Annotated in this window: 16 protein-coding genes and 1 pseudogene; 9 read left to right on the top strand and 8 right to left on the bottom strand. The window is 74.0% G+C overall.

Features of this window, described 5'->3' with window-relative positions; translation table 11 throughout:
• The first annotated feature begins 180 nt into the window (after positions 1-180).
• The 3 genes from ACIQU6_RS33125 (at position 181) to ACIQU6_RS33115 (ending at position 5,256) form a co-directional block, all read left to right on the top strand.
• Positions 181-1,734 (top strand): amino acid permease, encoded by a 1,554-nt coding sequence (locus ACIQU6_RS33125; protein WP_403485428.1) that lies wholly within the window; start codon positions 181-183, stop codon positions 1,732-1,734.
• Positions 1,735-2,086: 352 nt separating this feature from the next.
• Positions 2,087-2,914 (top strand): enoyl-CoA hydratase family protein, encoded by an 828-nt coding sequence (locus ACIQU6_RS33120; RefSeq protein ID WP_403485427.1) that lies wholly within the window; start codon positions 2,087-2,089, stop codon positions 2,912-2,914.
• The gene (locus ACIQU6_RS33115; protein WP_403485426.1) at positions 2,911-5,256 is read left to right on the top strand and encodes a bifunctional salicylyl-CoA 5-hydroxylase/oxidoreductase; all 2,346 of its coding nucleotides are present in this window, start codon (positions 2,911-2,913) and stop codon (positions 5,254-5,256) included. The genes ACIQU6_RS33120 and ACIQU6_RS33115 overlap by 4 nt, the downstream gene beginning before the upstream one ends.
• A gap of 59 nt (positions 5,257-5,315) precedes the next feature.
• On the opposite strand, the gene ACIQU6_RS33110 is transcribed toward ACIQU6_RS33115, so the two are convergent.
• On the bottom strand, positions 5,316-5,912 hold the full coding sequence (locus ACIQU6_RS33110) for a ScbR family autoregulator-binding transcription factor (RefSeq protein WP_403485425.1): 597 nt from the start codon (positions 5,910-5,912) through the stop codon (positions 5,316-5,318).
• A 215-nt stretch (positions 5,913-6,127) separates the two neighbouring features.
• Here ACIQU6_RS33110 and ACIQU6_RS33105 point away from each other — a divergent pair, with 215 nt between their 5' ends.
• Positions 6,128-7,159 (top strand): MDR family NADP-dependent oxidoreductase, encoded by a 1,032-nt coding sequence (locus ACIQU6_RS33105; protein WP_403485424.1) that lies wholly within the window; start codon positions 6,128-6,130, stop codon positions 7,157-7,159.
• Between the two features lie 42 nt (positions 7,160-7,201).
• Here ACIQU6_RS33105 and ACIQU6_RS33100 read toward each other — a convergent pair whose 3' ends face one another.
• Positions 7,202-7,855, bottom strand: a complete 654-nt coding sequence (locus ACIQU6_RS33100; RefSeq protein WP_403485423.1) for a TetR family transcriptional regulator — start codon at positions 7,853-7,855, stop codon at positions 7,202-7,204.
• Between the two features lie 454 nt (positions 7,856-8,309).
• Here ACIQU6_RS33100 and ACIQU6_RS33095 point away from each other — a divergent pair, with 454 nt between their 5' ends.
• Positions 8,310-9,113: an HAD family hydrolase gene (locus tag ACIQU6_RS33095; protein WP_274912772.1), complete on the top strand. Its 804-nt coding sequence runs from the start codon at positions 8,310-8,312 to the stop codon at positions 9,111-9,113.
• Between the two features lie 129 nt (positions 9,114-9,242).
• On the opposite strand, the gene ACIQU6_RS33090 is transcribed toward ACIQU6_RS33095, so the two are convergent.
• Complete coding sequence (locus ACIQU6_RS33090) at positions 9,243-10,115, bottom strand: PaaX family transcriptional regulator C-terminal domain-containing protein (protein ID WP_403485422.1); 873 nt, start codon at positions 10,113-10,115, stop codon at positions 9,243-9,245.
• Between the two features lie 4 nt (positions 10,116-10,119).
• A complete protein-coding gene (locus ACIQU6_RS33085) occupies positions 10,120-11,727 on the bottom strand; it encodes an AMP-binding protein (RefSeq protein WP_403485421.1) in 1,608 nt (535 codons plus the stop codon).
• Positions 11,728-11,893: 166 nt separating this feature from the next.
• On the opposite strand from ACIQU6_RS33085, the gene ACIQU6_RS33080 reads away from it, so the two are divergent.
• The 3 genes from ACIQU6_RS33080 (at position 11,894) to ACIQU6_RS33070 (ending at position 15,298) form a co-directional block, all read left to right on the top strand.
• Positions 11,894-13,054: an acyl-CoA dehydrogenase family protein gene (locus tag ACIQU6_RS33080; RefSeq protein ID WP_403485420.1), complete on the top strand. Its 1,161-nt coding sequence runs from the start codon at positions 11,894-11,896 to the stop codon at positions 13,052-13,054.
• Between the two features lie 146 nt (positions 13,055-13,200).
• Complete coding sequence (locus ACIQU6_RS33075; protein WP_403485419.1) at positions 13,201-13,608, top strand: hypothetical protein; 408 nt, start codon at positions 13,201-13,203, stop codon at positions 13,606-13,608.
• Positions 13,609-13,612: 4 nt separating this feature from the next.
• Complete coding sequence (locus ACIQU6_RS33070) at positions 13,613-15,298, top strand: DnaJ C-terminal domain-containing protein (RefSeq protein WP_403485418.1); 1,686 nt, start codon at positions 13,613-13,615, stop codon at positions 15,296-15,298.
• A 31-nt stretch (positions 15,299-15,329) separates the two neighbouring features.
• On the opposite strand, the gene ACIQU6_RS33065 is transcribed toward ACIQU6_RS33070, so the two are convergent.
• Positions 15,330-17,066 (bottom strand): SulP family inorganic anion transporter, encoded by a 1,737-nt coding sequence (locus ACIQU6_RS33065; RefSeq protein ID WP_403485417.1) that lies wholly within the window; start codon positions 17,064-17,066, stop codon positions 15,330-15,332.
• A gap of 445 nt (positions 17,067-17,511) precedes the next feature.
• On the bottom strand, positions 17,512-21,213 hold the full coding sequence (locus ACIQU6_RS33060) for an ABC transporter ATP-binding protein (RefSeq protein WP_403485416.1): 3,702 nt from the start codon (positions 21,211-21,213) through the stop codon (positions 17,512-17,514).
• Between the two features lie 797 nt (positions 21,214-22,010).
• Between ACIQU6_RS33060 and ACIQU6_RS33055 the strand changes: the two genes are divergently transcribed.
• Positions 22,011-22,823, top strand: a complete 813-nt coding sequence (locus ACIQU6_RS33055; RefSeq protein ID WP_403485415.1) for a BTAD domain-containing putative transcriptional regulator — start codon at positions 22,011-22,013, stop codon at positions 22,821-22,823.
• 70 nt (positions 22,824-22,893) lie between these two features.
• On the opposite strand, the gene ACIQU6_RS33050 is transcribed toward ACIQU6_RS33055, so the two are convergent.
• Positions 22,894-24,087, bottom strand: coding sequence for a hypothetical protein (locus tag ACIQU6_RS33050; RefSeq protein WP_403485414.1), 1,194 nt, complete (start codon positions 24,085-24,087; stop codon positions 22,894-22,896).
• 5 nt (positions 24,088-24,092) lie between these two features.
• Positions 24,093-24,316 (bottom strand): annotated as a pseudogene (locus ACIQU6_RS33045) (hypothetical protein); the annotation flags it as partial.

Below are 24,316 nucleotides of genomic sequence, written 5' to 3'. Positions count from 1 at the left end.
GGCGCGGCCCGTGCGGGCGGCGGGCCAGGCCGTGCATAGCCATGCGGGGTTATGAACGATCATGCGGCCTCGGGTTACCATCGAGCCGCAAACGGGGTCCGGACCCACCGGTTCGGGCCCCGCACCGCGCCCGGCCCACCCGCGCCGCGCGCCACGCACCACCAGAGAGAGAACCACCCCATGCTCCGCCCAGGCACGTCCGGATTGCGCATCAAGTCGCCCGATCTCCTCCTCGCCGAATCCGGAGCGGACCTCCACGGCCATGGCCTGCGCCGCAGCATGGGCCTGTTCCAACTCCTCTGCTTCGGCGTCGGCGCCATCGTCGGCACCGGCATCTTCGTCGGCCTGTCCGACACCGTCGCCCAGGCCGGCCCCGCGGTCATCGTCTCCTTCGCGCTGGCGGCGATCACCTGTGTCTTCACCGCCTTCGCCTTCGCCGAACTCGGCGGTGCGATCCCGGTCTCCGGCAGCTCGTACTCCTACGCCTACGCCACCCTCGGCGAGCGCACCGCCTTCCTCGTCGGCTGGTGCCTGCTGCTCGAATACGGCGTCTCGGTCTCCGCGGTCGCCGTCGGCTGGGGCCAGTACCTCAACCAACTGCTCGGCAGCCTCACCGGATGGCAACTGCCCGCCGCGCTCGCCAACCCGCCCGGCGACGGCGGCATCGTCAACCTCCCCGCCGTCGTCGTGGTGCTGCTGGCCGCGGTGCTGTTGGTGCGCGGCATCCGGGAGAGCGCCCGGGCGACCGCGGCGATGGCGGTGCTCAAGCTGGCCGTGCTGGCGCTGTTCTGCGTGATCGGCTTCGGCGCGTTCCACAGCGGGAACCTCTCCCCGTTCGCCCCGGAGGGGCTGGCCGGGATCACCTCCGGCGCCTCCGTCGCGTTCTTCTCGTACATCGGCTTCGACGCGATCACCACCGCCGGCGAGGAGGTGCGCAACCCGCGCCGCAACATCCCGCTCGCGATCATGATCTGCATCGGCGTGGTCACCGTCCTGTACTGCCTGGTCGCCCTCGCCGCGATCGGGGCGCTCTCCGCGGGGGAGGTGGCGGGCCGCCCGGCCGCGCTGTCGCTGATCGTCGACCGGGTCACCCACTCCGACCTCGGCGGTGCGGTGATCGCCTTCGGCGCGGTCGTCGCCATCGCCTCCGTGGTCCTCGCCGTGATGTACGGGCAGACCCGCATCCTGATGGCGATGTCCCGGGACGGCCTGGTCCCGCGGGTCTTCGCCCGGGTCTCGCCCCGGACCGCCACGCCCGTCGCCAACACGTGGATTGTCGCGGTGGTCTTCGCCCTCCCGGCCGCGGTCGTCCCGCTGGACGTGGTGATGAACCTGACCACCATCGGCACGCTCGCGATCATGGCGGCGGTCAACGTCAGCCTGCTGGTGCTCCGTCGCACCCGGCCCGACCTGCCGCGCCGCTTCCGCGTCCCGCTCTTCCCGCTCAGCCCGCTGCTCGGCATCGCCTTCTGCGGCTACCTCATCTACGGCACCGGCCCGGCCACGTGGCTCCAGTTCGCCGGCTTCCTCGCCCTCGGCGCGCTGGTCTACGCGCTGTACGGGCGCCGGCACTCGCGCCTCGCGAGGGGCGGGGCCGACGGGCCCGTCCCGGACGGCGCGGGGGACTTCCCGGGGCCGCGGGGTGGCGGCGAGGGGGCGCCGGGGGCCGGCGCGGCGGATTCCGGTTGCGTGGGCGCCGGCGGCGGGGACCGCCCGGACCGCGGCGGCAACTGACCGTTCCGCGCCGCGCGTCGGCCTGATCGACCCCGACACCGACCCCGACACCGACCCCGACACCGACCCCGACACCGGCCCCGACAGCGGCCCCGACTTCGGCCCCGGCCCCCGGCAGCGACGCCCGGGACCGGGGCCGAAGCCGTATCCGCGCCTCGCCCCTGCCCCACCCGGAACTCCCCACCCCCGCACGCCACTTCCCCGCCCCGTCGCCGCCGCGCTCATATCGCGCACTCATGACGACGGTCACAAAGCAGTGATAGCTTCGAGGGGCATTTCGCGCGTCCCGCACCGCCACCGCATCCGCGACCACCACGCACCAGCCGACCGGCTGAAGGGGGCAGGCAGACCGATGAGCCCGTTCGCAGGATCCGCCCGCAGCACCGGCGCATGGCAGCACATCAGGGTCAGCAGGGAGGACGGCGTCGCGACCGTCACCCTCGCCCGCCCCGAGAAGCTCAACGCGCTGACCTTCGAGGCGTACGCCGACCTCCGCGACCTGCTCGCCGAACTCTCCCGGGAGCGCTCGGTGCGCGCCCTGGTCCTGGCCGGCGAGGGGCGCGGCTTCTGCTCCGGCGGGGACGTCGAGGAGATCATCGGCGTCACCCTCGGCATGGACACCGCCCAACTCCTGGACTTCAACCGGATGACCGGGCAGGTCGTCCGGGCGATCCGGGAGTGCCCGTTCCCGGTGGTCGCGGCCGTGCACGGGGTGGCCGCCGGCGCCGGCGCGGTACTCGCCCTGGCCGCCGACTTCCGCATCGCCGACCCCTCCGCCCGCTTCGCGTTCCTCTTCACCCGGGTCGGCCTCTCCGGCGGCGACATGGGCGCGGCCTATCTGCTGCCGCGCGTCGTCGGCCTCGGGCACGCCACCCGGGTGCTGATGCTCGGCGACCCGGTGCGGGCCCCCGAGGCCGAACGGATCGGTCTGATCAGCGAGTTGACCGAGGAGGGCCGGGCCGACGAGCGGGCCGCGGCGCTGGCCCGACGGCTCGCCGACGGCCCCGCGCTCGCCCACGCCCAGACCAAGGCGCTGCTCACCGCCGAGCTGGACATGCCACTGGCCGCCGCCGTCGAACTGGACGCCAACACCCAGGCGTTGCTGATGAACAGCGCCGACTACGCCGAGTTCCACGCCGCGTTCACCGCGAAGCGGTCGCCCCAGTGGCAGGGCAAGTGACCGCGCCCGCGGGGACGGCCGGGCGCCCGCTGAAGGTCGCCGTGCTCGGTGGCGGCCCCGGCGGGCTCTACGCCGCGGCCCTGCTCAAGCGCCTCGACCCGGACCGCGAGATCACCGTCTGGGAGCGCAACGCCCCCGACGACACCTTCGGCTTCGGCGTCGTCCTCTCCGACGAGACCCTCGGCGGCATCGAGCACGCCGACCCGGTCGTCTACCGCGCGCTCCAGGCCGAGTTCGTGCGCTGGGACGACATCGACATCGTGCACCGCGGCCGGACCCTCACCTCCGGCGGCCACGGCTTCGCCGCGCTCGGCCGCCGCCGGCTGCTGGCGGTCCTGCACGAGCGCTGCCGGTCGCTGGGCGTCCGGCTGGTCTTCCGCACCGAGGCCCCGCCGGCCGCCGAACTCGCCCGCGACCACGACCTGGTGATCGCCGCCGACGGCGTGCACAGCACCACCCGCACCGCGCACGACGACGTCTTCCGCCCGCGACTGACCACCCACCGGTGCCGCTACGTCTGGCTCTCGGCCGACTTCGCCCTGGACGCCTTCCGCTTCGAGACCGCCGACACCGGCCACGGCATCGCCCAGCTCCACGCCTATCCGTACGCCCGCCCGAAGCCGGACCGGCCCGGCGGCCCCGACGCCCCCGACGAGGGCGCCAGCACCGTCATCGTCGAGATGCGCGAGGAGGTCTGGCGCGCCAACGCCCTGGACGCCCTGGACGAGCGCGCCTCGGCCGCCTGGTGCGCCGAGCTCTTCTCCGGCACCCTGCGCGGCCGCCCGCTGCGCACCAACAACTCCACCTGGATCGCCTTTCGCACGGTCGTCAACGAGCGCTGGTCGCACGGCCGGATCGTGCTGCTCGGCGACGCCGCGCACACCGCCCACTTCTCCATCGGCTCCGGCACCAAGCTGGCCGTCGAGGACGCCCTCGCGCTCGCCGCGTGCCTGCGGGAACAGCCCACGTTGCCGGAGGCCCTGGCCGCCTACGAGGCCGAGCGCCGCCCCGTCGTGGCCTCCACCCAGCGCGCCGCGCGCGCCAGCCTCGCCTGGTTCGAGGAGCTGGCCACCTACGCCGACCAGCCGCCGCACCAGTTCGCCTTCAACCTGCTGACCCGCAGCCGCCGGGTCACCCACGACAACCTGCGGCTGCGGGACGCCGAGTTCACCGAGGCGGTGGCCGCGGAGGCCGGCGTTCCCGACGGGACGCCGCCGATGTTCACCCCGTTCCGGCTGCGCGGGCTGACCCTGCGCAACCGGGTCGTGGTCTCGCCGATGGACATGTACGCCGCGGACGGGGCGGGTACCCCCGGGGACTTCCACCTCGTCCACCTCGGCGCCCGCGCGCTGGGCGGGGCCGGGCTGGTGATGACGGAGATGGTGTGCGTCAGCCCCGAGGGGCGGATCACCCCGGCCTGCACGGGGCTGTACGCGCCGGAGCACGAGCGGGCCTGGCGGCGGGTCACCGACTTCGTGCACGGCCAGGCCCCCGGCACCGCCCTCGGCGTCCAGCTCGGCCACTCCGGCCGCAAGGGCTCGACCCGGCGGATGTGGGAGGGTATCGACCAGCCGCTGTCGGAGGGCAACTGGCCGCTCGTCGCCGCCTCCCCGCTGCCCTACCGCCCGGGCGTCAGCCAGATCCCGCACGCCCTGACCGCATCGGAACTCGGCACCGTGCGCGACCAGTTCGTCGACTCCGCCGCCCGTGCCGCCCGCGCCGGCTTCGACCTGCTCGAACTGCACTGCGCGCACGGCTATCTGCTCTCCGGCTTCCTCTCCCCGCTGACCAACCAGCGCACCGACGCCTACGGTGGCTCCCTGGAAGGCCGCCTCCGCTTCCCCCTCGAAGTCTTCGACGCGGTCCGCGAACGGTGGCCGGACGACCGGCCGATGACGGTCCGGATCTCCGCCACCGACTGGGCGGAGGGCGGCACCACCCCCGAGGACGCCGTCGCCGTCGCGGCCGCCTTCGCCGAGCACGGCGCCGACGCCGTGGACGTCTCCACCGGGCAGGTGGTGTCGCACGAGCGCCCCGACTTCGGCCGCTCCTACCAGACGCCGTTCGCCGACCGGATCCGCAACACCCTCGGCATCCCCGTCATCGCGGTCGGTGCCATCTCCTCCTGGGACGACGTCAACTCCCTGATCCTGGCCGGCCGAACCGACCTGTGCGCGCTGGCCCGCCCCCATCTCTACGACCCGCACTGGACCCTGCACGCCGCCGCCGAACAGGGCTACGCCGGCCCCGGCGCCCCCTGGCCGCCGTCCTACCAGGCGGGCAGCCGCACCCCGCCCACCGGCCGCACCGATGCGCCGAAGCCCCGCCTCACGCTGCACTGACGGGGAGGCCGGACGCAGCGGGGCGGGGCGGTACAAGGGGCGGGCTCGGCGTGGAGGGGTCAGACGGTGACGTGTGCGGGGCGGCCGTGCGGGTCGAGGTGGCTCAGCGCGCCGGGCGACGCCAGGCCCGGCAGGGTGTGCTTCCAGAGGGTCGTGACCCGCTCGGGAAGATCGGCGCGGTTGGTCGCGGCGCGGGAGAAGAGCTGCACGCCCATGTAGGAGGCGACGAAGAACTCCGCGGCCCGGTCCGGGGCGACGGCCGGCAGTAATTCGCCGTTGTCCCGGGCCTCGGTGAACATCGTGGCCATGATGTCGATCCACGCCTGGTAGGGGACCAGCGGCTCGTCGCTGAAGGTCGTCTCGACCGCGATCCGGGTGCCGGCCTGGATCATCGGATCGCTCCGCAGGGCCAGCGCCACCTGGTGCGTGAAGTCGATGGCGTCCTGGAGGCGGGAGTCGCTCACCGGCGGTACGAACGGGTCGGTCTGTTCCCGGATGACCGCGCGCGCCAACGCGTCCTTGGACCGGAAATGGAAGTAAACGGCGCCCTTGGTGACCCCGGCGCGCTGGATGATCTCCGCCATCGTCGCGGCCTCGTAGCCGCGGGTGCCGATGACATGGGCCGCGGCTTCGAGGACGGCGCGTCGGGTGCGCACTGCGCGTTCCTGCTTGACCACCGATCATCCTCCGTATGCTCTCTTGGAGTTGTTGTGCCTGGGTGCGACCCGTTGCCGTGGCCGCGCAGTCTATTTCCGCATCATAAAGAAGCCAACCGTGCGGTATTCATTGACCGCACGCCGGTTTGCGGCCGGAATTCGCGCTCCGGCCGCGCGGTGCCTGTGGTACTGCCGAACGTGCAAGGAGTAGATCGATGACCCTGACCGACGCGCCCGGACTCCCCTGTGTCCACCGGGAGGTACGGCTCGCCCGCCGGGTCGGCGACGAAGAATTGACGGGGCGTCATTTCACCGTCGCCGAGGTCCCGCTGCCCAGCCCTGGCCCCGATCAGGTGCTGGTGCGCACCCGCTACATGGTGGTCACCGCGGCGATGCGGACCCGGATGACCGCGGCGCGTTTGCCGATGCCGTCCTTCGAGCCGGGGCAGCCGCTGTCGGGTGCCGCCGTCGGCGAGGTGGTGGCCGCGCCCGGCGGTGCCTTCGCGCCCGGTGATCTCGTCCACCATCCCCATGGTTGGCGTGAGTTCGCCGTCGTCGACGCGGCGCGGGTGCGCGCGATCGACCCGACCGCGCTGCCGTCCCTGCTGGCGCACCTCTCCCAGGGTGACACCGCCTGGGGGGCGCTGCGCCGGGCCGCCGAGGTGCGGCCGGGGGACACCGTGTTCGTCACCGGCGCCGCCGGCGGCGTGGGCAGCCTCGCCGGTCAGCTCGCCCGTCGGCTGGGTGCGGGCCGGGTGATCGGCAGCACCGGTTCGGAGGCCAAGGCCGCCCGACTGCGGGCGGAGTTGGGGTACGACGCCACGGTCGTGCGCGGCGCCGGGCCGATCGAGGAGCAGCTTCGCCGGGCCACGCCCGACGGGATCGACGTCCTGCTGGACACCGTGGGCGGCGAGCAGCTGCGTGCGGCGCTCGCCGTGGCCCGTCCGGAGGCCCGCTTCGCCCTGGTGGGCCTGTTGTCCAGCCAGTTGGGCGGGGACGGCGGGGCGACCTGCCCGGTGGAGTTGGACGCGGGGCTGATCATCACGCGTCGGGTGGCGCTGCGCGGCTTCGGGCGGTACGCCCATCCCGACCTGGCGGAGGAGTGGACTGCGGAGTTCGGCCGGGGGCTGCGGGACGGTTCGTTGGTCTTCCCGCACGCGCTGCTGAAGGGGATCGAACAGGCGCCGAGGGCGCTGTGCGAGCTCACCCAGGGACGTCACGTCGGGGCGGTCATCGTGGAGTTGTGAGTCGGGCACGGGGGCGCGGGTGGTCGGGTCGCCGCGGCGCGGTCAGCCGGCCGCGACCTGAGCCGGCGCCGGGAGTCCGGCGGCCCCGACCCGCTCCGCCGTGACCGGCAGCAAGCCCCACAGCCCGGTGACCGCCTCCGCGTCCCACCACGTCCGGTCGCCGCCGCCCAGGTGCAACAGACCCACCACGACCGAGGTCAACAGCTGGGCGGTGCGGCGCGGTTCGGCGTCCTCGGGGTCCGGGCCGGTGAGCCCGGGCCCCGTGCCGACCGGGTCGCCGGTGCCGCAGGTCACCGCCTTGTCGAGGAAGAGCGCGTACCAGCGCTGCTCCAGGGCGTGCAGGTCCAGGCCCGGCGCGGTCTCCGGGCGCAGCCGCAACCCCGCGCGCAGCACCGGGTCCGACTGCACCCGGCCGAACAGCGTGACCGCGAAGTCCCGGACGGCGACGGTCAACGGCTGGGGGGAGCGCAGGAAGCCCTCCTCGATCTCGTTGAGGGTGGCCAGCGCGGTGTCCCGGACCGCGAGGGTCAGGTCGTCCTTGGACGTGAAGTGGAAGTAGAGGGCTCCCTTGCTGAGTCGGGCCCGCCGGCTGATCTCGACCATGCCCGCGGCGGGCACTCCCTTCTCCAGGAACGTCTCGGCGGCCGAGCGGATCAGCGCCTGACGGCTTTGGATGGCTCGATGCTGCGTGGGCACGGTGTCCGTCCCGTCTCTCGTACGACTGCAACCTGCGTGCAGTCTACAGAGAAAACCAACCATGCGGTTCGCTATGGTGAGGACAAATGGCCGGTTCTGCCGCGGTCTGTCGGAAAGTCAACGGCCCTTGCGGGGCCCGGAACCCGGCGGATGCGCGGCTTCCAGGGCCGGTTCCAGTGTCTCCCGCTGGGTAAGGCTTGTCGACCCGTCAGGGAGGGGCTAAGGCGCATTGACAAACAGCGCAGGCGGTTTTTAAATCTCCGAAGGCGGTAAACGGGACGATCCCTTCCGATGCCGCCGCTTCGACGGTCGCGCGCCGCCCTTGGACAGTGGTGCGCCACGGCGAGACCGCCTCTGCCGCCACAGTCGTCGAGGTGCGGGGTCGGCCCGACCAGCCGGACCCGCACACGTCACCGAGCCCCCGCACCCATCGGAATCCGGAAAGGTCCCATCCATGCGCGTATCAATGGAAGTCGGCGAACGTCCTGTGAGAGGCGCGCGGAGCGCCAGCGGAGGAGAGACGCTCAGGGCCGCCGTCTTCGATCTGGACGGCACCCTCGCCAACACCCTGCCCGCGATCAGCAAGCTGCTGGTCAAGGTGGCGGCGGAACAGGGCTGTTCGGTGACCGCGCGGCAGGCGGCCGCGGCCATCGGCAAGCCCCCGGCCGCCGCGTTCGGGCGGCTGCTCGGCCGCCCCGAGGACGACGGCCGGGTGCAGGCCGCCATCTCCCGCTACCGGGAGCTGTTCTCCTACGAGGTCCTGTGCCAGGGGCCGCAGTTGCTCTACCCGGGAGTGACGGCCGGGCTGTCCGCGCTGCGCGCCCACGGCGTCGAACTGGCCGTCGCCACCTCCAAGACCACCCGCAGCGCCGAGGCCCTGCTCGACGTGATGGGCATCCGCGACCTGGTCGGCCCGGTCATCGGGCAGGACATGGTCCGCCGCGGCAAGCCGCACCCGGAGATGGTGCTGCGCGCGGCCGGTCGGCTGGGGGTCCCGGCCTGGCAGAGCGCGTACGTCGGGGACACCGTGGGGGACATGAGGATGGCGGTGACCGCGCGCATGGAGCCGGTCGCGGTCACCTACGGCAGCGGCACCTTCGGTGAACTCGCCGCGGTCGCCGGGACCCGGATGTGCAGCTCGTTCAAGGACGTGGTCTCGGTGATCGCCGCCGCCCGGCCGCGTCCGTCGGCCGCCGGCCCGGTCCGGCAGCGCCCGGCCGCCGCCGTCCCCGTGGGGGCGCACCAGCGGCGACGCTGACACCGGGGGGTACGGGCCACGCCCGCGGTCCAGGGGGAACACCGGACCGCGGGCGGGAGGCGACGGAGCGGGGCGTACGAGGACGCGGGACACCTCCCGCCGTTGACCACGGTCGACGGCGGGAGGGGCTCAACCGGCGTCCTGGGTGCGGTGCGTCCCGGCCGTCGCCTCCCGCACGTATGCGGCGGCCGCCGCCCGCAGGGTGGCGTGCAGTCGGCGGAACACCTCCGCCGCGCGGCCGCCCGGCCAGTCCTCCGGCAGGAGGGGAGAGGACAGACCGGGGTCCGCATAGGGGAGGTGCCGCCAGGCGTCCAGGGCGAGCAGATGGTCGCGGTAGGCGGCCTCGGGGGGAAGCGAGCGGCGCCGGCTCCAACGGGCCAGCACCGGTTCCTGCTCGGCCAGGAACGCGCGGTGCCGCGCCGCGAGGGCGTCCAGGTCCCACCAGCGCGCCACGGCCTGCGCGGTGGGCGTGAATCCGGCGTGAGTGCCGGTGAACAGGTCCACGTAGGCGGCCAGTTGCAGCCGCTCCAGGGTGTGCCGGGTCTCCTCGTAGAGGTGCGCGGGGGCGATCCACACACCGGGCGCCGCGGTGCCGAAGCCCAGTCGGGCCAGTCGCGAGCGCAGCAGATGGCGCTTGTGCCGCTCCTCCTCGGGGACGGAGAAGACGGCCAACACCCAGCCCTCCGGCGGCGGTCCGGCGGGCCGGCCGAATATCCGGCGGTCGCCGTCCGCGAGCAGTTGCCGGCCCGCGTCGGAGAGCCCGTACGCGGCCGCGCCCGCGGCGGTGCGCTCGGGGACCAGCAGCCCGCGGCGCTTGAGCCGGGAGACCGCCGAACGCACCGACGGCGGATCCACGCCGAGCACGCCGAGGAGCCGGATCAGCACGGCCACCGGCACCGGACCGGGCTCGCCGCCGGCGTCCTTGGGGCCGCCCCGGCCGTAGGCGCCGTAGAACGTGACGATCAGGGACCGCGGGGTGTGCTGGGCAGGCTCGTCGCTCACCTGATCACTCTAGTTCGGGGTCGCGGAGCCGGAAGCGCTGGAGTTTGCCGGTGGGGGTGCGCGGCAGCGCGGCGTGGAAGACCACCTCGCGCGGGCACTTGTAGGGCGCGATCCGCGACTTGACGAACTCCCGCAGCGCGGCGACGGTCTCCTCCCCGGGCGGGACGCCGTCCCGCAGTACGACATGGGCGACGACCACCTCCCCGCGGTGCTCGTCGGGGCGCCCGACCACCGCCGCCTCGGTCACGTCCGGGTGCCGCAGCAGGGCGTCCTCCACCTCGGGCCCGGCGATGTTGTACCCGGCCGAGATGATCATGTCGTCCGCGCGGGCCACGTAGCGGAAGTAGCCGTCCCCGTCCCGGACATAGGTGTCGCCGGTGAGGTTCCAACCGTCGCGGACGTAGGAGGTCTGCCGGGGGTCGGCGAGGTAGCGGCAGCCGGTCGGGCCGCGGACCGCGAGCAGTCCCGGTTCGCCGTCCGGCATCGTCGTGCCGTCCGGGCCCACCACCCGCGCCTCGAAACCGGGCACCGGCAGCCCCGTCGTCCCCGGCCGGATCGCGTCGTCGGCGGCGGACAGGAAGATGTGCAACAGCTCGGTCGCGCCGATCCCGTTGATGATCCGCAGGCCGGTCGCCTCGTGCCAGGAGCGCCAGGTCGCGGCGGGCAGGTTCTCGCCGGCCGAGACGCAGCGGCGCAGCGAGGACAGGTCGTGCCCGGTCAACTCGGGCAGCATGGCCCGGTAGGCGGTCGGCGCGGTGAACAGCACCGAGATCCGGTGCGCGGCGATGTCGCCCAACAGCCGCCGGGGACCGCCCCATTCGGCCAGGTACGCCGCGGCCCCGGCCCGCAGCGGGAAGATCACCAGTCCGCCCAGCCCGAAGGTGAAGCCGAGCGGGGGGCTGCCGGCGAACACGTCGTCCGGGCGCGGCCGCAGCACCTGCGCGGAGAAGGTGTCGGCGACGGCGAGCACATCGCGGTGGAAGTGCAGACAGCCCTTGGGGCGGCCGGTGGTGCCGGAGGTGAAGGCGATCAGCGCGACGTCGTCACAGGCGGTCGGCACCGCCTCGTACGGCGCGCCGCCGGGGCGCGCGCACCGCGTCAGATCGTCCGGCCGGTCCCCGCCGAACGTGGCGATGCGCAGGCCCGGGACGTCGGCCCGGACCAGATCGTCGGCCGCGCGGGCGTCGCACAGCGCGTGCCCGACCCGGGCGAGGTCGCAGATCGTGGCGAGCTCGTCGGGCCGGTGCGCCGCCAGCACCGTCACCGCCACCGCGCCGGCCTTCATCACCGCGAGCCAACAGGCCGCCAACCAGGGCGAGGTGGGGCCGCGCAGCAGTACCCGATTGCCCGGCACCACGCCCAACCGGCCGGTGAGCGCATGAGCCAGGGCGTCCACCCGGGCCCGCAACTCCCCGTAGGACCAGGCCCGTCCGTCGGCGGCCAGGACCGCGGGCCGGTCCGCGCCCAGCCGGGCGATGGTGCCGTCGAGGAGCTCCGCGCCGCAGTTCAGCCGGTCGGGATAGCCCAGGTCGGTGAGGTGCGGCCACTGCTCGGGCGGCGGCAGCCGGTCGCGGGTGAAGGTGTCGGTGTGGGCCGAGGACCGGAGCTCCATGCGGGGTGCGCCCCCTAGGTGGCCGCCGCGCGGCCGGGAGTAAGGGAAGGGACTGCCGAACGGATCCCCGTCAGCGTAACGTCTTCGTGACGGCAGTCAACAGACCGCGATAACCGGTCGCCGGGCCGTCGCCGCGACCGGTACCGCTGACCAGGGGAGCCGCCTTGTGACCGCATTCGCACTGGGACCGGAGCAGGAGGAATGGTGCGCCCAACTGCGCGCCGACACGGCCGAACGGCTGCGTCCCCTGGCGGAGCGGGGGGAGTTGGGCCGGGTCAACCGGCCGCTGGTCGCCGCCCTCGCTGAACTGGGCCTGCTGCGCCGCCTCTTCCCCGACGGGGGCAGCCCGCGGGCGCTGGACCTCTGCCTGTTGCGGGAGTCCCTGGCGCAGGAGTGCACGGAGGCGGAGACCGCCCTGGCGCTCCAGGGGCTGGGAGCCTGCCCGATCCTCCAGTCCGGGACCGCGGAGCAACGGGACCGCTGGCTGCCGGAGGTGGCCGCCGGGCGGGCCGTCGCCGCCTTCGCGCTGAGCGAGCCCGGCGCGGGCTCGGACGCCGCGGCGCTCGCCCTGGCCGCCGCGCCCGACGGCCCCGGCCGCTGGCGGCTGTCCGGCGAGAAGTGCTGGATCTCCAACGCCCCGGAGGCCGACTTCGCCACCGTCTTCGCCCGCACCGGCGCCGACGGTCCCCGCGGCATCACCGCCTTCCTCGTCCCCGCTGACCGCCCCGGCCTCGGCGGCCAACGGCTGGACATGCTCAGCCCGCACCCCATCGGCACCCTGGTCCTCGACGGCACCCCGGTGACCGCCGCGGACGTGCTCGGCGAGGTGGGCGGCGGGTTCGGGGTGGCGATGCGCACCCTGAACCTCTTCCGGCCGAGCGTCGGCGCGTTCGCGGTCGGCATGGCGCAGGCCGCGCTGGACGCCGCGGTGGCGCACGCCGGCACCCGCACCGCGTTCGGCGGGCCGCTCAAGGACCTGCAGTCCGTCGGCCATCAACTCGCCGAGATGGCCACCCGGGTGGAGTCCGCCCGACTGCTGGTGTACGCGGCCGCGGCCGCCTACGACCGTGGCGCCCCGGACATCGCCCGCCGGGCGGCGATGGCCAAGCTGCTCGCCACCGAGACCGCCCAGTACGTCGTCGACGCGGCCGTCCAGATCCACGGGGCCCGCGCCCTGCGCCGCGGCCACCTCCTGGAGCACCTCTACCGCGAGGTCCGCGCCCCGCGCATCTACGAGGGCGCCACCGAGGTCCAACGTTCGATCATCGCCAAGGAGCTGTACCGCACCGCGGCGCGCCCACCGGCCGGCGCCGCACCGCGGGACTGAACGGCGGCCGCACGACCGGCCGTTGCTCTCCTGTACCGGCTCGCCGCCGGCCGTGCACGCGGGGCCGCGGCGCCCGCTCCCTCCCGGACCCGGGCGCCGTGCCCGCCGCATACACTGTCTGCTCCGATGCGTGAACAGGGGGCGGGATGTACACAGGTGCCAGCAGGCTGGCCCTCGGTCTGACGGGCGCGTCGGACACCGATCCGGAGGAGCTTTCGGCGCTCACCGAGCAACTGCGCCGCGCGCTGCTCGAACTCGACGTCGACGACGTGCGGTTGGCCCGCGGCGGCGCCCCGGCGCCGGCGGGCGCCAAGCCCGCCGAGGCGATCGCGGTCGGGGCCCTCGTCGTCACCGCCGCCCCGGTGCTCGTCCGCCAGGTGCTGAATCTGGTCGACACCTGGCTGCGCAACCGCCCGGTCCGTACGGTCACGGTGGAACTCGACGGCGGGAAGATCGAGTTGACCAACGCCTCCCGCGAGGACCAGGGGCGGCTGATCGACGCGTTCGTGCGGGCGCGGGTCGAGCCGGCCGGAAACCCGCAGCCCGAGGAGTGAGCCGGTGACCGGTGCGCCGGCCGGTCGCCGGGACGCCCTGCTGATCGCCACCGGCCGGTACGACAGCCCGGACCTGCGGCCGCTGCGCTCGCCGCGCCAGGACTGCGAGGGTCTCGCCGCCGTCCTCGGCGACCCCGCCATCGGCGACTTCCGCGTCCAACAGCACGTGGACGCCGCGTCGTACGAGGTCAAGCGCGCCCTGGAGCAGTTCTTCCGGCAGCGCGGCCGGGAGGACCTGCTGCTGCTCCACCTGTCCTGCCACGGGATCAAGGACGACGAGGGGCATTTGCACTTCGCCGCCCGGGACACCGACAAGGACCTGCCGGCGTCCACCGCGGTGCCGGCCGCCTTCCTGCACGACCAGATGGCCCGCTGCCGGGCCCGCACCATCGTCGTGCTGTTGGACTGCTGCTACAGCGGCGCGTTCTTCCCCGGTTCCAAGGGCGACGACCACGTGCACGTGAAGGAGGAACTGGCCGGCCACGGCCGGGCCGTCCTCACCGCGACCAGCCGGACCGAGTACGCCTGGGAGGGCGACCAGCTCCAGGCCACCGCGCCGCAGCCGTCCCGCTTCACCGGCGCCCTGATAGAGGGCCTGCGCACCGGTGCCGCGGACACCGACCGGGACGGCCGCATCACCGTCAACGAGCTCTACGACTACGCGTACGAGCACCTGCACCGCAGCGGGGCGCGACAACGTCCGCAGATGTGGCTGGAGTTGGAGGGGCGAGTGATGTTGGCCCGGGCGGTCGCGACGGCCGGGGCGTCGACGGGGGCGTCCGCGGGGGCGACTGACGGTTCGTCCGACGCGACGTCGGGGGAGGCGGGGCCCGAGGACCGGCCCTCGGAGGAGGCGGCGTTCGCGGACGCCGGCACGGCTGCCCCGCGGCCGGAAACGCCCGCCGACCAGGGGCTGTTCGCCCGCCTCAAGGACGCCTGGAACGGTGTCGAGCCGGAGTCCTCCCTGGCGCGCGGGCCGCTGGCCCGGCGCGGTGAGGACGCGCTGGTCAGGTTGGAACTGCCGCTGGTCGAGACGGCCCTCGGCACGGTCGCGGAACTCGCCTTCGACAGCGCCGCGCGCTGCGCGGGCTGCGCGGGCCGCGGCGCCGCCGCCGACGCACCCGTGCACGTCTGCCGCCTCTGCGCCGGCGCCGGCACCCACGGCCGGGTGCGCAAGGGGGAGCCGACCGCCCCGTGCCCCCACTGCGACGGCCTCGGGGTGCGCATCCCGACACCCTGCCCCGACTGTGCGGGCGAGGGGCGGGTGCGGGTCCGGCGCACCCTCAGCGTGCGGGTGCCCGCGGGCGTCGACCACGGCACCCGCATCCAACTCGCCGGCGAGGGCGAGGTCGGACCGGGCGGCGGCCCGCGGGCCGACCTGTACGTCGACATCGTGGAGCTGCCGCACCCGGAGCTGCGGCGGCACGGCGACGACCTGCACCTGACCCGGAGCATTCCGCGCTCCCTGGCGCGCGCGGGCGGCACCGTCGAGGTGGTCACGCTCGACGGCGTGCGGTCGGTCCGGATCCCCGCGGGGCTGCGCCCGGGGCAGACGCTGCGGCTGGCCGGGTACGGCGTCCGGCATCTGCGCGGCGGCGGTTCGGGAGACCTGCTGGTCCACGTCGAGTTGGCCGGGGACGACGCGTGGGCCGAGACCGACGACGACGCGGCGGCGGCCGCGGTCCGGTGAGGCGGTCGGCTGGGACCGCGGCCCCGCCCGGTCAGTTCTGCGGGTGCGGCAGCGGCTCCTCCGGCGGGGTGGCGGCGCGGGGGCGGTTCCGCTGGTGGGCGTGTGCGACGGCCTCGTCGACGGTCTCGAACAGGGCTCCCGTCGCGGGCAGTTTGGCCAGCACGCCGAGGGCGCCGAGGTGAAGCCGGTGGGTGTCGCGGACCCCGGAGAGATGGACCGCGGCGCCGCGCCGGGCATGGTGGTCGACCACCTCGGCCAGGGTGAGCATCGCCGTGCTGTCGAGGCCGGTCACCCGCTCCAGGTCGAGCACCACCACCTGGGCCCGCGACGGCAGCACCGTCCGCAGGACCCGGTCGGCGGTGGTGAACAGCAGCGGGCCGGCGAAGCGGTGGACCGAGATCTGCGCATCCGGCGCGTCCGGAACGGTCGTTGGGCCCGGCAGGTCCGGCGCGCCCGGTACGTCCGGCGACGGCGGTCGCCCGGCGAGCGGCGGGGCGCCCTGCACGGGGACCCACGCGGGAATCCACACGTGCTCGACGCGCGCCGTCGCGGCCACCGTGCGCAGCGCCAGCACCATGGCCAGCACGATCCCGGTGACCACCGCGGTGACCAGGTTGACGGCCAGGGTGAGCGCCCCGGTGAGCGCGGCGATCGCGGCCTGGCCCCGGCCGACCCGGCCCAGCGCGCGCAGCGCGGCGAGGTCGATCATCCGTAGCGCGGTGGCGATCAGCACGCCGGCCAACGCCGCCAACGGCACCGTGGACACCAGCGGCGCCGCGCTCCACACCACCAGGGCGAGCGCGGCCGCATTGGTCAGCGCGGCCAGTTGGGACGCGGCACCGGACCGCACGTTGATGGCGGTGCGGCACATGGTGCCGGTGGCCGCCACCCCGCCGAAGAACGGCACCACCAGATTGGCGATGCCCTGCCCGAACAACACCCGCTGACCGTCGTGCCGTTCGGTGCCGCTCAGCGCGTCCGCCGCGGCGGCGGTCATCAGCGACTCCAGGGCGACCAGCGCCGCCAGCGTCACGGCGGCGGGCAGCAGCGCGGGCACCTCGGACGGCAGCAGGAAGCCGCCGGACGGCGCGGGCAGCCCGGTCGGGAGGTGTCCGATCCGGGCCAGCGGCAGGTGCGCGGCCTCGGCGACGACGGTGGCCGCGGCGATGGCCAACAGCGGAAAGGGCGCGGCCGGCCGCAGTCGCGCCCCGACCAGGCTGACGGCCGCGGTCGCCAGGGCGGTGAGCAGGGCCGGCCAGTCCGGTGCGGCGACGAAGCCGGCCGCCGCCCGCGCCGCGGCGGCCGCGACCGCCTCCCCGTGCGGCACCGCCCTCCCCAGCGCCGGCGGGATCTGCTGCGCGACGATCACCACGGCGGCGCCGAGCACGAAGCCCTTGACGACCGGGGCCGGAACCCAGCGCGCGTACCGGCTGGCGCGCGTCAACGCCAGGCCGAGCAGCACGACTCCGGCCAACAGCCCCGTGGTGAGCACCCCCGCCGCCCCGTGCGCCTGTGCGATCGGCGCGAGCACCACGGCGATCACCCCGCTCGGCCCGGTGATCTGCAACCGGGCGCCGCCCAGCACCGCCACCAACCCGCCGGCGAGCACGGCGGTGACCAGCCCCGCGCGGGCCCCCAACCCGGTCGCCACGCCGAACCCGATGGACAGCGGCAGCGCGGCCACCGCCACCGTCAGCCCGGCGAACAGGTCCTTGCGCGGTGCCCGGCGCACCGCCGCGAGATCGGCCCGCCCCGGTAGCAACCGCACGAGCCGACGCCCCCGACTTCCCCGGACGCCGCTGAAACCTCTACAACCCCGACCCTGCACGGCCTTTCCGCCCTTCTGCCGGAAGGCCCTTCTGGGCGCGCGCACCGGACCGCCCGCCGGAATTCCCGCGTGGCGCGGGAGCGTTCCGACGGGGGAACGCAGCACTGCGGCACGCCCGAAGGGAAAAGTGGCGCGAAGGAATTCATCCGGTACGGTGACGATTCCGTCCGCGGCTACTCGTTGGCCCGCAACCCCTTGTCCGCGGGCATATACAAGCTGGCAGAGGCGTTACGCCGGAGCAATACAGAAACCTGGTTCGGGAATTCACCGACGGGAGCGAACCGTCCGCCCGAACAGTCCGCCCAACTGCCTTTCGGACAATACCGATTGGTGATGGTGCGAACGGAACGGGCGCGGACTCCCTTCGGTTTTTCCTTCCCCCTCCCTACGTCCCGGCGCGGGCCGGGTCCGCCAGCGGTGGCACCGTGGGCACCGAGGGGTGTTCCGTGGAGGCCGACGCGCTCCACAGATCGGCGTAGCGCCCGCCCGCGGCCAGCAGCTCCGCATGGGTCCCGGACTGGGCCACCCGCCCGTCGTCCAGCACCACCACGAAGTCGGCCCGGGCCGCGATGTGCAGCCGGTGGGTGACCACCACGGTCGTGCGGTGCCGGGAGAGCAGTCGGCGGGCACGGTCCACCGCGGCCTCGGCAACCGGGTCGAGCGCCGCCGTGGCCTCGTCCATGATCAGGATGTCCGGGTCCACCAACTGGGCCCGGGCCAGGGCGACGAGCTGCCGTTGCCCCGCCGAGAGGCGGTGGCCGCCGTCCCCCACGTCGTGGTGGTAGCCGTGGTCGAGCCCGGCGATCATGTCGTGGGCGCCGACCGCCCGGGCCGCGCGCTCGACCGCGATGTCCTCGGCGTCCGGCCGCCCGTAGGCGATGTTGTCGCGGACGGTGCCGGCGAAGAGGTACGCCTCCTGGGGCACGATGCCCAGCCGCCGCCGATAGCCGACCGGGTCGTAGTCGCGCAGGTCCGCGCCGCCGATCCGGATGGCGCCGGCGGTCGGCTCGTGCAGCCCGGACAGCAGTCTGACGACGGTGGACTTGCCGGCGCCGGTGCGGCCGACGAGCGCGGTGGTCCGGCCGGGCGGGAGGACGAGGTCGACGCCGGAGAGCGCCTCGTGGGCGGTGGTCGGGTAGCTGAAGGACACCCCGTCCAGGGTGACCGGGCCGTCCAAACGGGCCGGCAGCGGCCGGAGTTCGGCGGCCGGGCGGGGCCGGGGTGCCGGCTCCCGCAGCAGTTCCCGCACCCGGTGCAGACCGGCGGACGCCTGCTGGTAGCTGTCGAACGCCTGCGAGAGCTCCTGGACGGGGGAGAAGAACAGCTCGATGTAGAGGAGGAAGGCGGCGAGCACACCGGCGCTCACCGCGCCGCCGGTGACCCAGCTCGCCCCGAGCGCCAGCACCAGCAACGTGCTCAGGTCCGCGAGCAGTTGGACGAACGAGAAGTACCCGGCGAGCTGGACCTGGGTGTGGAACTGGGCGGCGGTGAAGTCCTGGCTGCGGGCCGCGAACTCCCGCTCGCTGCGGTGCTCGTGACGGTAGGACTGGACCGTCCGCAGCCCGGCGACGGTCTCCTCCAGCGTGGTCACCAGGGCGCCGGCCCGCTCCCGCGCCCGAAGGTAGACCGGCGTGGACTTGGCGCGGTATACCAACGTGGCCAGGATCAGGGCCGGTTGCAGCGCCAGCACGGCGAGGGCGAGCGGGACGTTGATGACCAGCAGCACCACCGCCACGGTGACCAGGGAGAGCAGGCTGAACAGGCCGGTGGTGAGGTCGGTTTGGAGGAACGCCGACAGCTTCTCCATGTCGGCGGTCAGCCGGGTGATGATGCGGCCGGCGCCCTGCCGCGCGTAGTAGTCCGACGGCAGCCGCTGTAGGTGGGCGAACGCCTTTACCCGGAGCGTGTAGAGGAGCCGTTCGGCGGTGCGTCCGCTGACCCGGTCCTTGGCCACGTTGACGCCCCAGGTGACCATGACGACGGCCAGGCCGGCCAGGGAGGCGGCGGTCAGCGCGGGCAGGTCGGACCGGGCGATGCCCTGGTCGATGCCGGTGCGGAGGAGGACGGGGAGGGTGAGGATGCCGGCCGCGCTGGCGACGACCAGGGCGAGGGAGAGCGCCAACGGGCCGGCCAGCGGCCGGAGTAGGTGGGGCAGCCCGAAGTCGGGGGCGACCCGGCGGGCGGCCCGTTCGTCGATGTCGGGGGTGTCGGTGGCGGCGGGCAGTGCGGCCACGTCGGGGTCCCGCCGGGCCTCCGCCGCCTCGACGCGCCGCGCCCAGGGGCCGGGGGTGACGGTGGCGAGGGGCGGCGGGACGTCGTGGTCGGGCGGGGCGGCTGTGGCGAGCGGGGCCGTGGTGGCCACCAGGGCGCGGTAGCGAGGGTGGCGTTCCTTGAGTTCCGCGTGGGTTCCGGTGGCGACGATCCGTCCGCCGTCCAGGAGCGCGACCCGGTCGGCGAGCGCCAGGGTGGACTCCCGGTACGCGAGGATCAGCGCGGTCCGCCCGCGCAGCGCCTCCCGGAGGTTGCGGTCGATGGCCGCACCGGTCTCGGCGTCGACGGCGCTGGCCAGGTCGTCGAGCACGACCACCGGGGCGTCGCGGAGCAGGGCCCGGGCGAGGGCCAGGCGCTGCCGCTGGCCGCCGGACAGGGTGTGCCCGCGCTCGCCGAGTTCGGTGTCGTACCCCTGCGGCAGGGCGTCGACGAAGGCGTGCGCCTCGGCGGCCCGGGCCGCGGCGACGACCTGGGCGTCGGTGGCGTCGGGGCGGCCGTAGGTGAGGTTGTCGCGGACGGTGCCACGGAAGAGGAAGTCGTCCTGGAGCGCGACGGCGATGACGGATCGCAGGGAATCCAGGGGGAGTTGGCGGATGTCCCGACCGCCGACGCGGATCCGGCCGCCGGTGGGCCGGTAGAAGCCGGTGAGCAGGGCGGCGAGGGTGGACTTGCCGGATCCGGCCGGTCCGACGAGGGCGAGGGTCTCCCCGGGGGCGACCGTGAGGGAGAGGTCCCGTAGGAGGGGGTGGCCCATGTCGTGCCCGAAGGACACGCCGTCCAGTTCGAGGGCGACCGGGCCGTCCGGCAGCGGGGTGGCGCCGTTCGCCCGCGGGGCCGCGGCGCCTTGGTCGGCGGGCCGGTCCGGGGCGTCGCCGTCGATGACCTCGAACATCCGCTGGGCGCTGGCCCGGGTCTGCTGGGCCTCGGTCACCATGGCGGACAGCAGCATGGTGGGCTCCATCAACTGGGCCAGATACGCCGAGAAGGCGAGGAAGGTGCCCAGCGAGATGGCGCCGCCGATGGCCAGCCAGCCGCCGACCACCATGATGCCGACCTGCCCCAGCGCCGACAGCATCCCCATGAGGGGCCCGTAGTGGCTGCGCAGCCGCACCGACCGCACCCGGGAGGCGAACAGGTTGCGGGCCGCGGTCCGCAACCTGCGCTCCTCCTGGTCCTCCTGGCCGAAGCTCTTGACGACGCGGACGCCGTCCACCGCCCCGGTGACCACCGTGGCGACCGCGCCGGCCTCCTCCTGGGCGTGCCAGGCCGCCGCCGAGACGCGGGTGTAGGCCCGGCTGGCGACCCACCACACCGCCAGGCCGACGGCGACGGCGACGAGCGTGAGCGAGGGCGAGAGCACGACCATCACGGTGAGCGCGCACCCGAACAGCAGTGCCGCGCCGCCCATGACCGGCAGGTCGGCCAGCAGCTTCTGCACGGTGGCCGCGTCGGAGGTCATCCGGCTGATCAACTGGCCCTTGCCCAGGCGGTCCTGGGCCCGTCCGTCGGCGTGCACGACGGCGTGGAACACGTCGGCCCGCAGGTCGTGCAGCACCTCCAGGGAGAGCCGGCCGGCCGCGCGGCGCCGTGCGTAGGAGGCGAGGAAGCCGACCACGGCGACCGCGGCCATCGCACCGAGCAGCGGGGCGAGCGGGCGGTGGCGGTGGCCGATCACGTCGTCCACGACCGCCCGGGTGATCAGGGGGACGGCGGCGGTGGCGGCCGTACCGGCGAGGGTGCCGAGCACGACGGTGGTCAGGGCGAGCGGGTGCCGGCGGCAGTATCGGAACAGCCTCCGGATCCAGCCGCGGGGCATGCGGGCAGCTTGGCGGTCCACTTGAGTCCTTCACGTCCGTCCTGCGTCCCGGCACGGTACGGCTCGTCGCGAGGTTGGGGGGAATTCCTTGACGCGGGCCCGAGCGCGGTCGTCTCCCTTCGCCGCAGACCGGGCTCCGAGGCGAAGGGGGGTGGGGAGGGCGCGGCGCCCCGGGGGAGGGGAGGCCGCTTCGCGCGCCCCGTCATGACGCTCTTTCTCCGGGCCGTCCAGGTATCACCGTAACGATCACGCGGCCGGATCTGGAGGCCGACTTCTGGCCACCGGGCCCTCAGGAGTCACTTTCTGCCAATCCTTCACCTCTTACTGCCAGTCATATGCAGTTGCGATTCCTTTGCGAAAAGCTGGTTTCGGTGGTTCGAAGGCCGGGAATCCCCGCCGGCCTACCGGTGGCAACCGCGTGCGTTCGCGCCCGGATTCGCTTTCGCGGCACATGGTTTTCGCCCGGACTCCGGGCTGGGCGCGGAGCGGCCGGTGCGGTGGCACCGGCCGATATGGCGCGAACCGCACCGCATTCCCTCCGCACTTTCGTGGGTGGCTGCTACACATAGTTGACCCGGAGTCGACGGTGCCGCACGTCAACTCCCGCCCCCCGCCCGCCATTTCGAGCCCTCACGCCATGCCGGCCGCAGACGGCGTGGCAATCCGTCAGGGCACCGCTCGGCATTCGACTCCCGTCCCGCGCCAACGGGAACCACTCGGGGTCCAGGATCGACGTCGGCCATTAAGAACATCTCTGGAGAGCGACGATGGATTTTACTGTCTTGGGGCCCTTGACCATGTCCCAGAACAGCGCTCGACTTCCCCTCGGCAGCACCAAGCAACAGATCCTCCTTGCGTATCTCGTACTGCACGCCAACCGACAGGTGACGGTCACGGAAATCAGCGACGCCTTATGGGGCGCGCATCCGCCGGCATCCGCAGTGAAGAACGTCCAGTTGTATGTGGGACGCCTGCGCCGCACGCTGGCGTCGGCCGAACCCGAGCCGCGGCTGCACACCGTCGGCAAGGGCTACCTCCTCGCCGCCGACGAGGACGAGATAGACCTCCGGCGCTGCCAGCGGCTCATGCGGCACGGCAACGCCGCCTGGCGCGCCCAGGACTGCGAGCGCGCGGGCGCGCTGTTCGCCGAGGCGCTGGGGCTGTGGCGGGGCCGGCCGCTGTCCGCCCTCATGGGCACGGTCGCCATGGCGGCGGAGATCCGATGTCTGGAGGAACTGCGGCTGCTGCTGTCCGAGAACTACTTCGAGGTGCTCCTGGAGGCCGGCCGCCACCGGGAGCTCCTTCCCGACCTGCAACGTTTGGTCGAGGCCCATCCACAGCACGAACGCCTGCGGCTCCAGCTGATGTTGGCGCTCAGCCGGTCCGGCGACCGGCTGACGGCGCTGGCCGTCTACCGGGACGGCTACCGCCTCCTGGTCAAGGAGCTCGGCATCGAACCCTGCCGGGAACTGCGCGAGCTGCACGACTGGATACTGAGCGACACCGTCCCCGCACCGCTCCCGCGCCGGCCCGGCCCGCCGGGCGGCCGCGACCTGCCACCCGACGTCGACGCCGACGCCATCGACGGCACGCTCTCCTCGCTGCACTGACCCAACGCCCCCTCGACACGACCGAGTTCGCGGCACCGGTCCGGGCCGATGCCGCGCACCCGGGCCCCGGTCATGCCTCGGCGTCCAGCGCCTCGACGGCCCGGGACACCCCCTCCCAGCCGCCGGCGCGGACCGCCAGGAAGTCGGCGACCTCGGCGAACGCCATGCGCTGGGGCGGCACCGCTATCCCCAGCGCCCCGGACAGCCGGGCGATCGCCCGCTGCTCGATCGCCTCGCCGGCGGTCGCCAGAGCCGCCGCCGGCGCCGCGGTGGGCGTCGCGAACTGCCGCCAGTAGTCGGCGGCATGGTCGAGGCAGCCGCGCAGATTGACCCCCTTGAGCAGGGCGACGGCCAGCTCGTCGGCGAGCCGTCGGGCGTACCGCCGCGGACCGCGGCTGCCCGGCGTCACCCCGAACAGCGACAGCAACGCCAGAGTGCGCGCCCGGTCGTTGACGACGCCGCCGCCCTTGACGCCGGCGAGATAGATCGGCGAGAGGGCCGCGTGGTAGCCGTGCACGCCGGTCGCCGTCGACAGGATGCGCTCCAGGGAGAAACCGCAGTCGATCACTGCCAGCGAGCGGTCCGCCGCGTCCGCGACGCGGTAGTACCAGTTCAGCTCGCCGATCTCCACGCCGGCGCAGTTCACATCGGCCCGGCGCCCCTCGTACGGCCCGTACGCGCAGTCCTCGTCGGTGAGCGCGATGGTCACGTCACGGGCGTGGATGCCGAGGGCCGACAGGCCGTCCAGCCAGATGTCGAGGTGGTGCGCCAGGCGCTCCACCAGATCCGGCCCGCCCACCTCCAAGGACGAGAGGTTGACGAACGAGGAGGAGACGCCGTCCTCCCGCCCGGCGGTCGGCAAGTACTGCCAGCGCACGCACGGTTGGGCCAGGACATACGGGCCGACCGGCGCCGGCGCCCCGTCGTGCACCACCGGATCGAGGTGTTGCAGGGCCGAGACGACCAGATCGGTGTCGCGGGTCGCGCTCGTGAGGTTCGGCATGGCCGACGGGGGCACCCCGCGGCCCGCGAGGGCGCGGCGCAGGCGCTGCCACTGCATCGACGGCGGCCGGGGCGGCCCGGCCGCGCCCCGCACACCCAGGTCCGCCGGACGGGAGCCGGGACACCAGGGGCTCTGGCAGGACCGGTGCCACTTGCCGAAGTAGGTGCGTGCGCAGTGGTCGCACCGTTCCCGGAACCACTTGTTGGCGAGGAGGTAGTCGGATAAGGCCGTGTCGAAGCGGGATGCGGCAGCGTGGGTCATGTCTCCTACCGGACCATGGGTCGCTGTTGTTCCACCGGGCGGACCGGGATGAGGTCGGTGCCGAGGTACGGCGCCAGGAGCTTGGGCACCCGGATGGAGCCGTCCTCCTGCTGGTAGTTCTCCATGATCGCGATGATCAGGCGGTCGCAGAACCCGGTGGCCGAGATGGTGTGCGGGAAGCCCTTCTCCCCGTCGATCTTGTAGCGGATGCGGCCGCGCCGTGCCTGGA

The sequence above is a fragment of the Streptomyces sp. NPDC090442 genome (assembly GCF_044769405.1).
GTDB lineage: Bacteria > Actinomycetota > Actinomycetes > Streptomycetales > Streptomycetaceae > Streptomyces.
The sequence above is the reverse complement of the archived record's forward strand: the minus strand, read 5'-3'. Positions and strand labels throughout refer to the sequence as shown.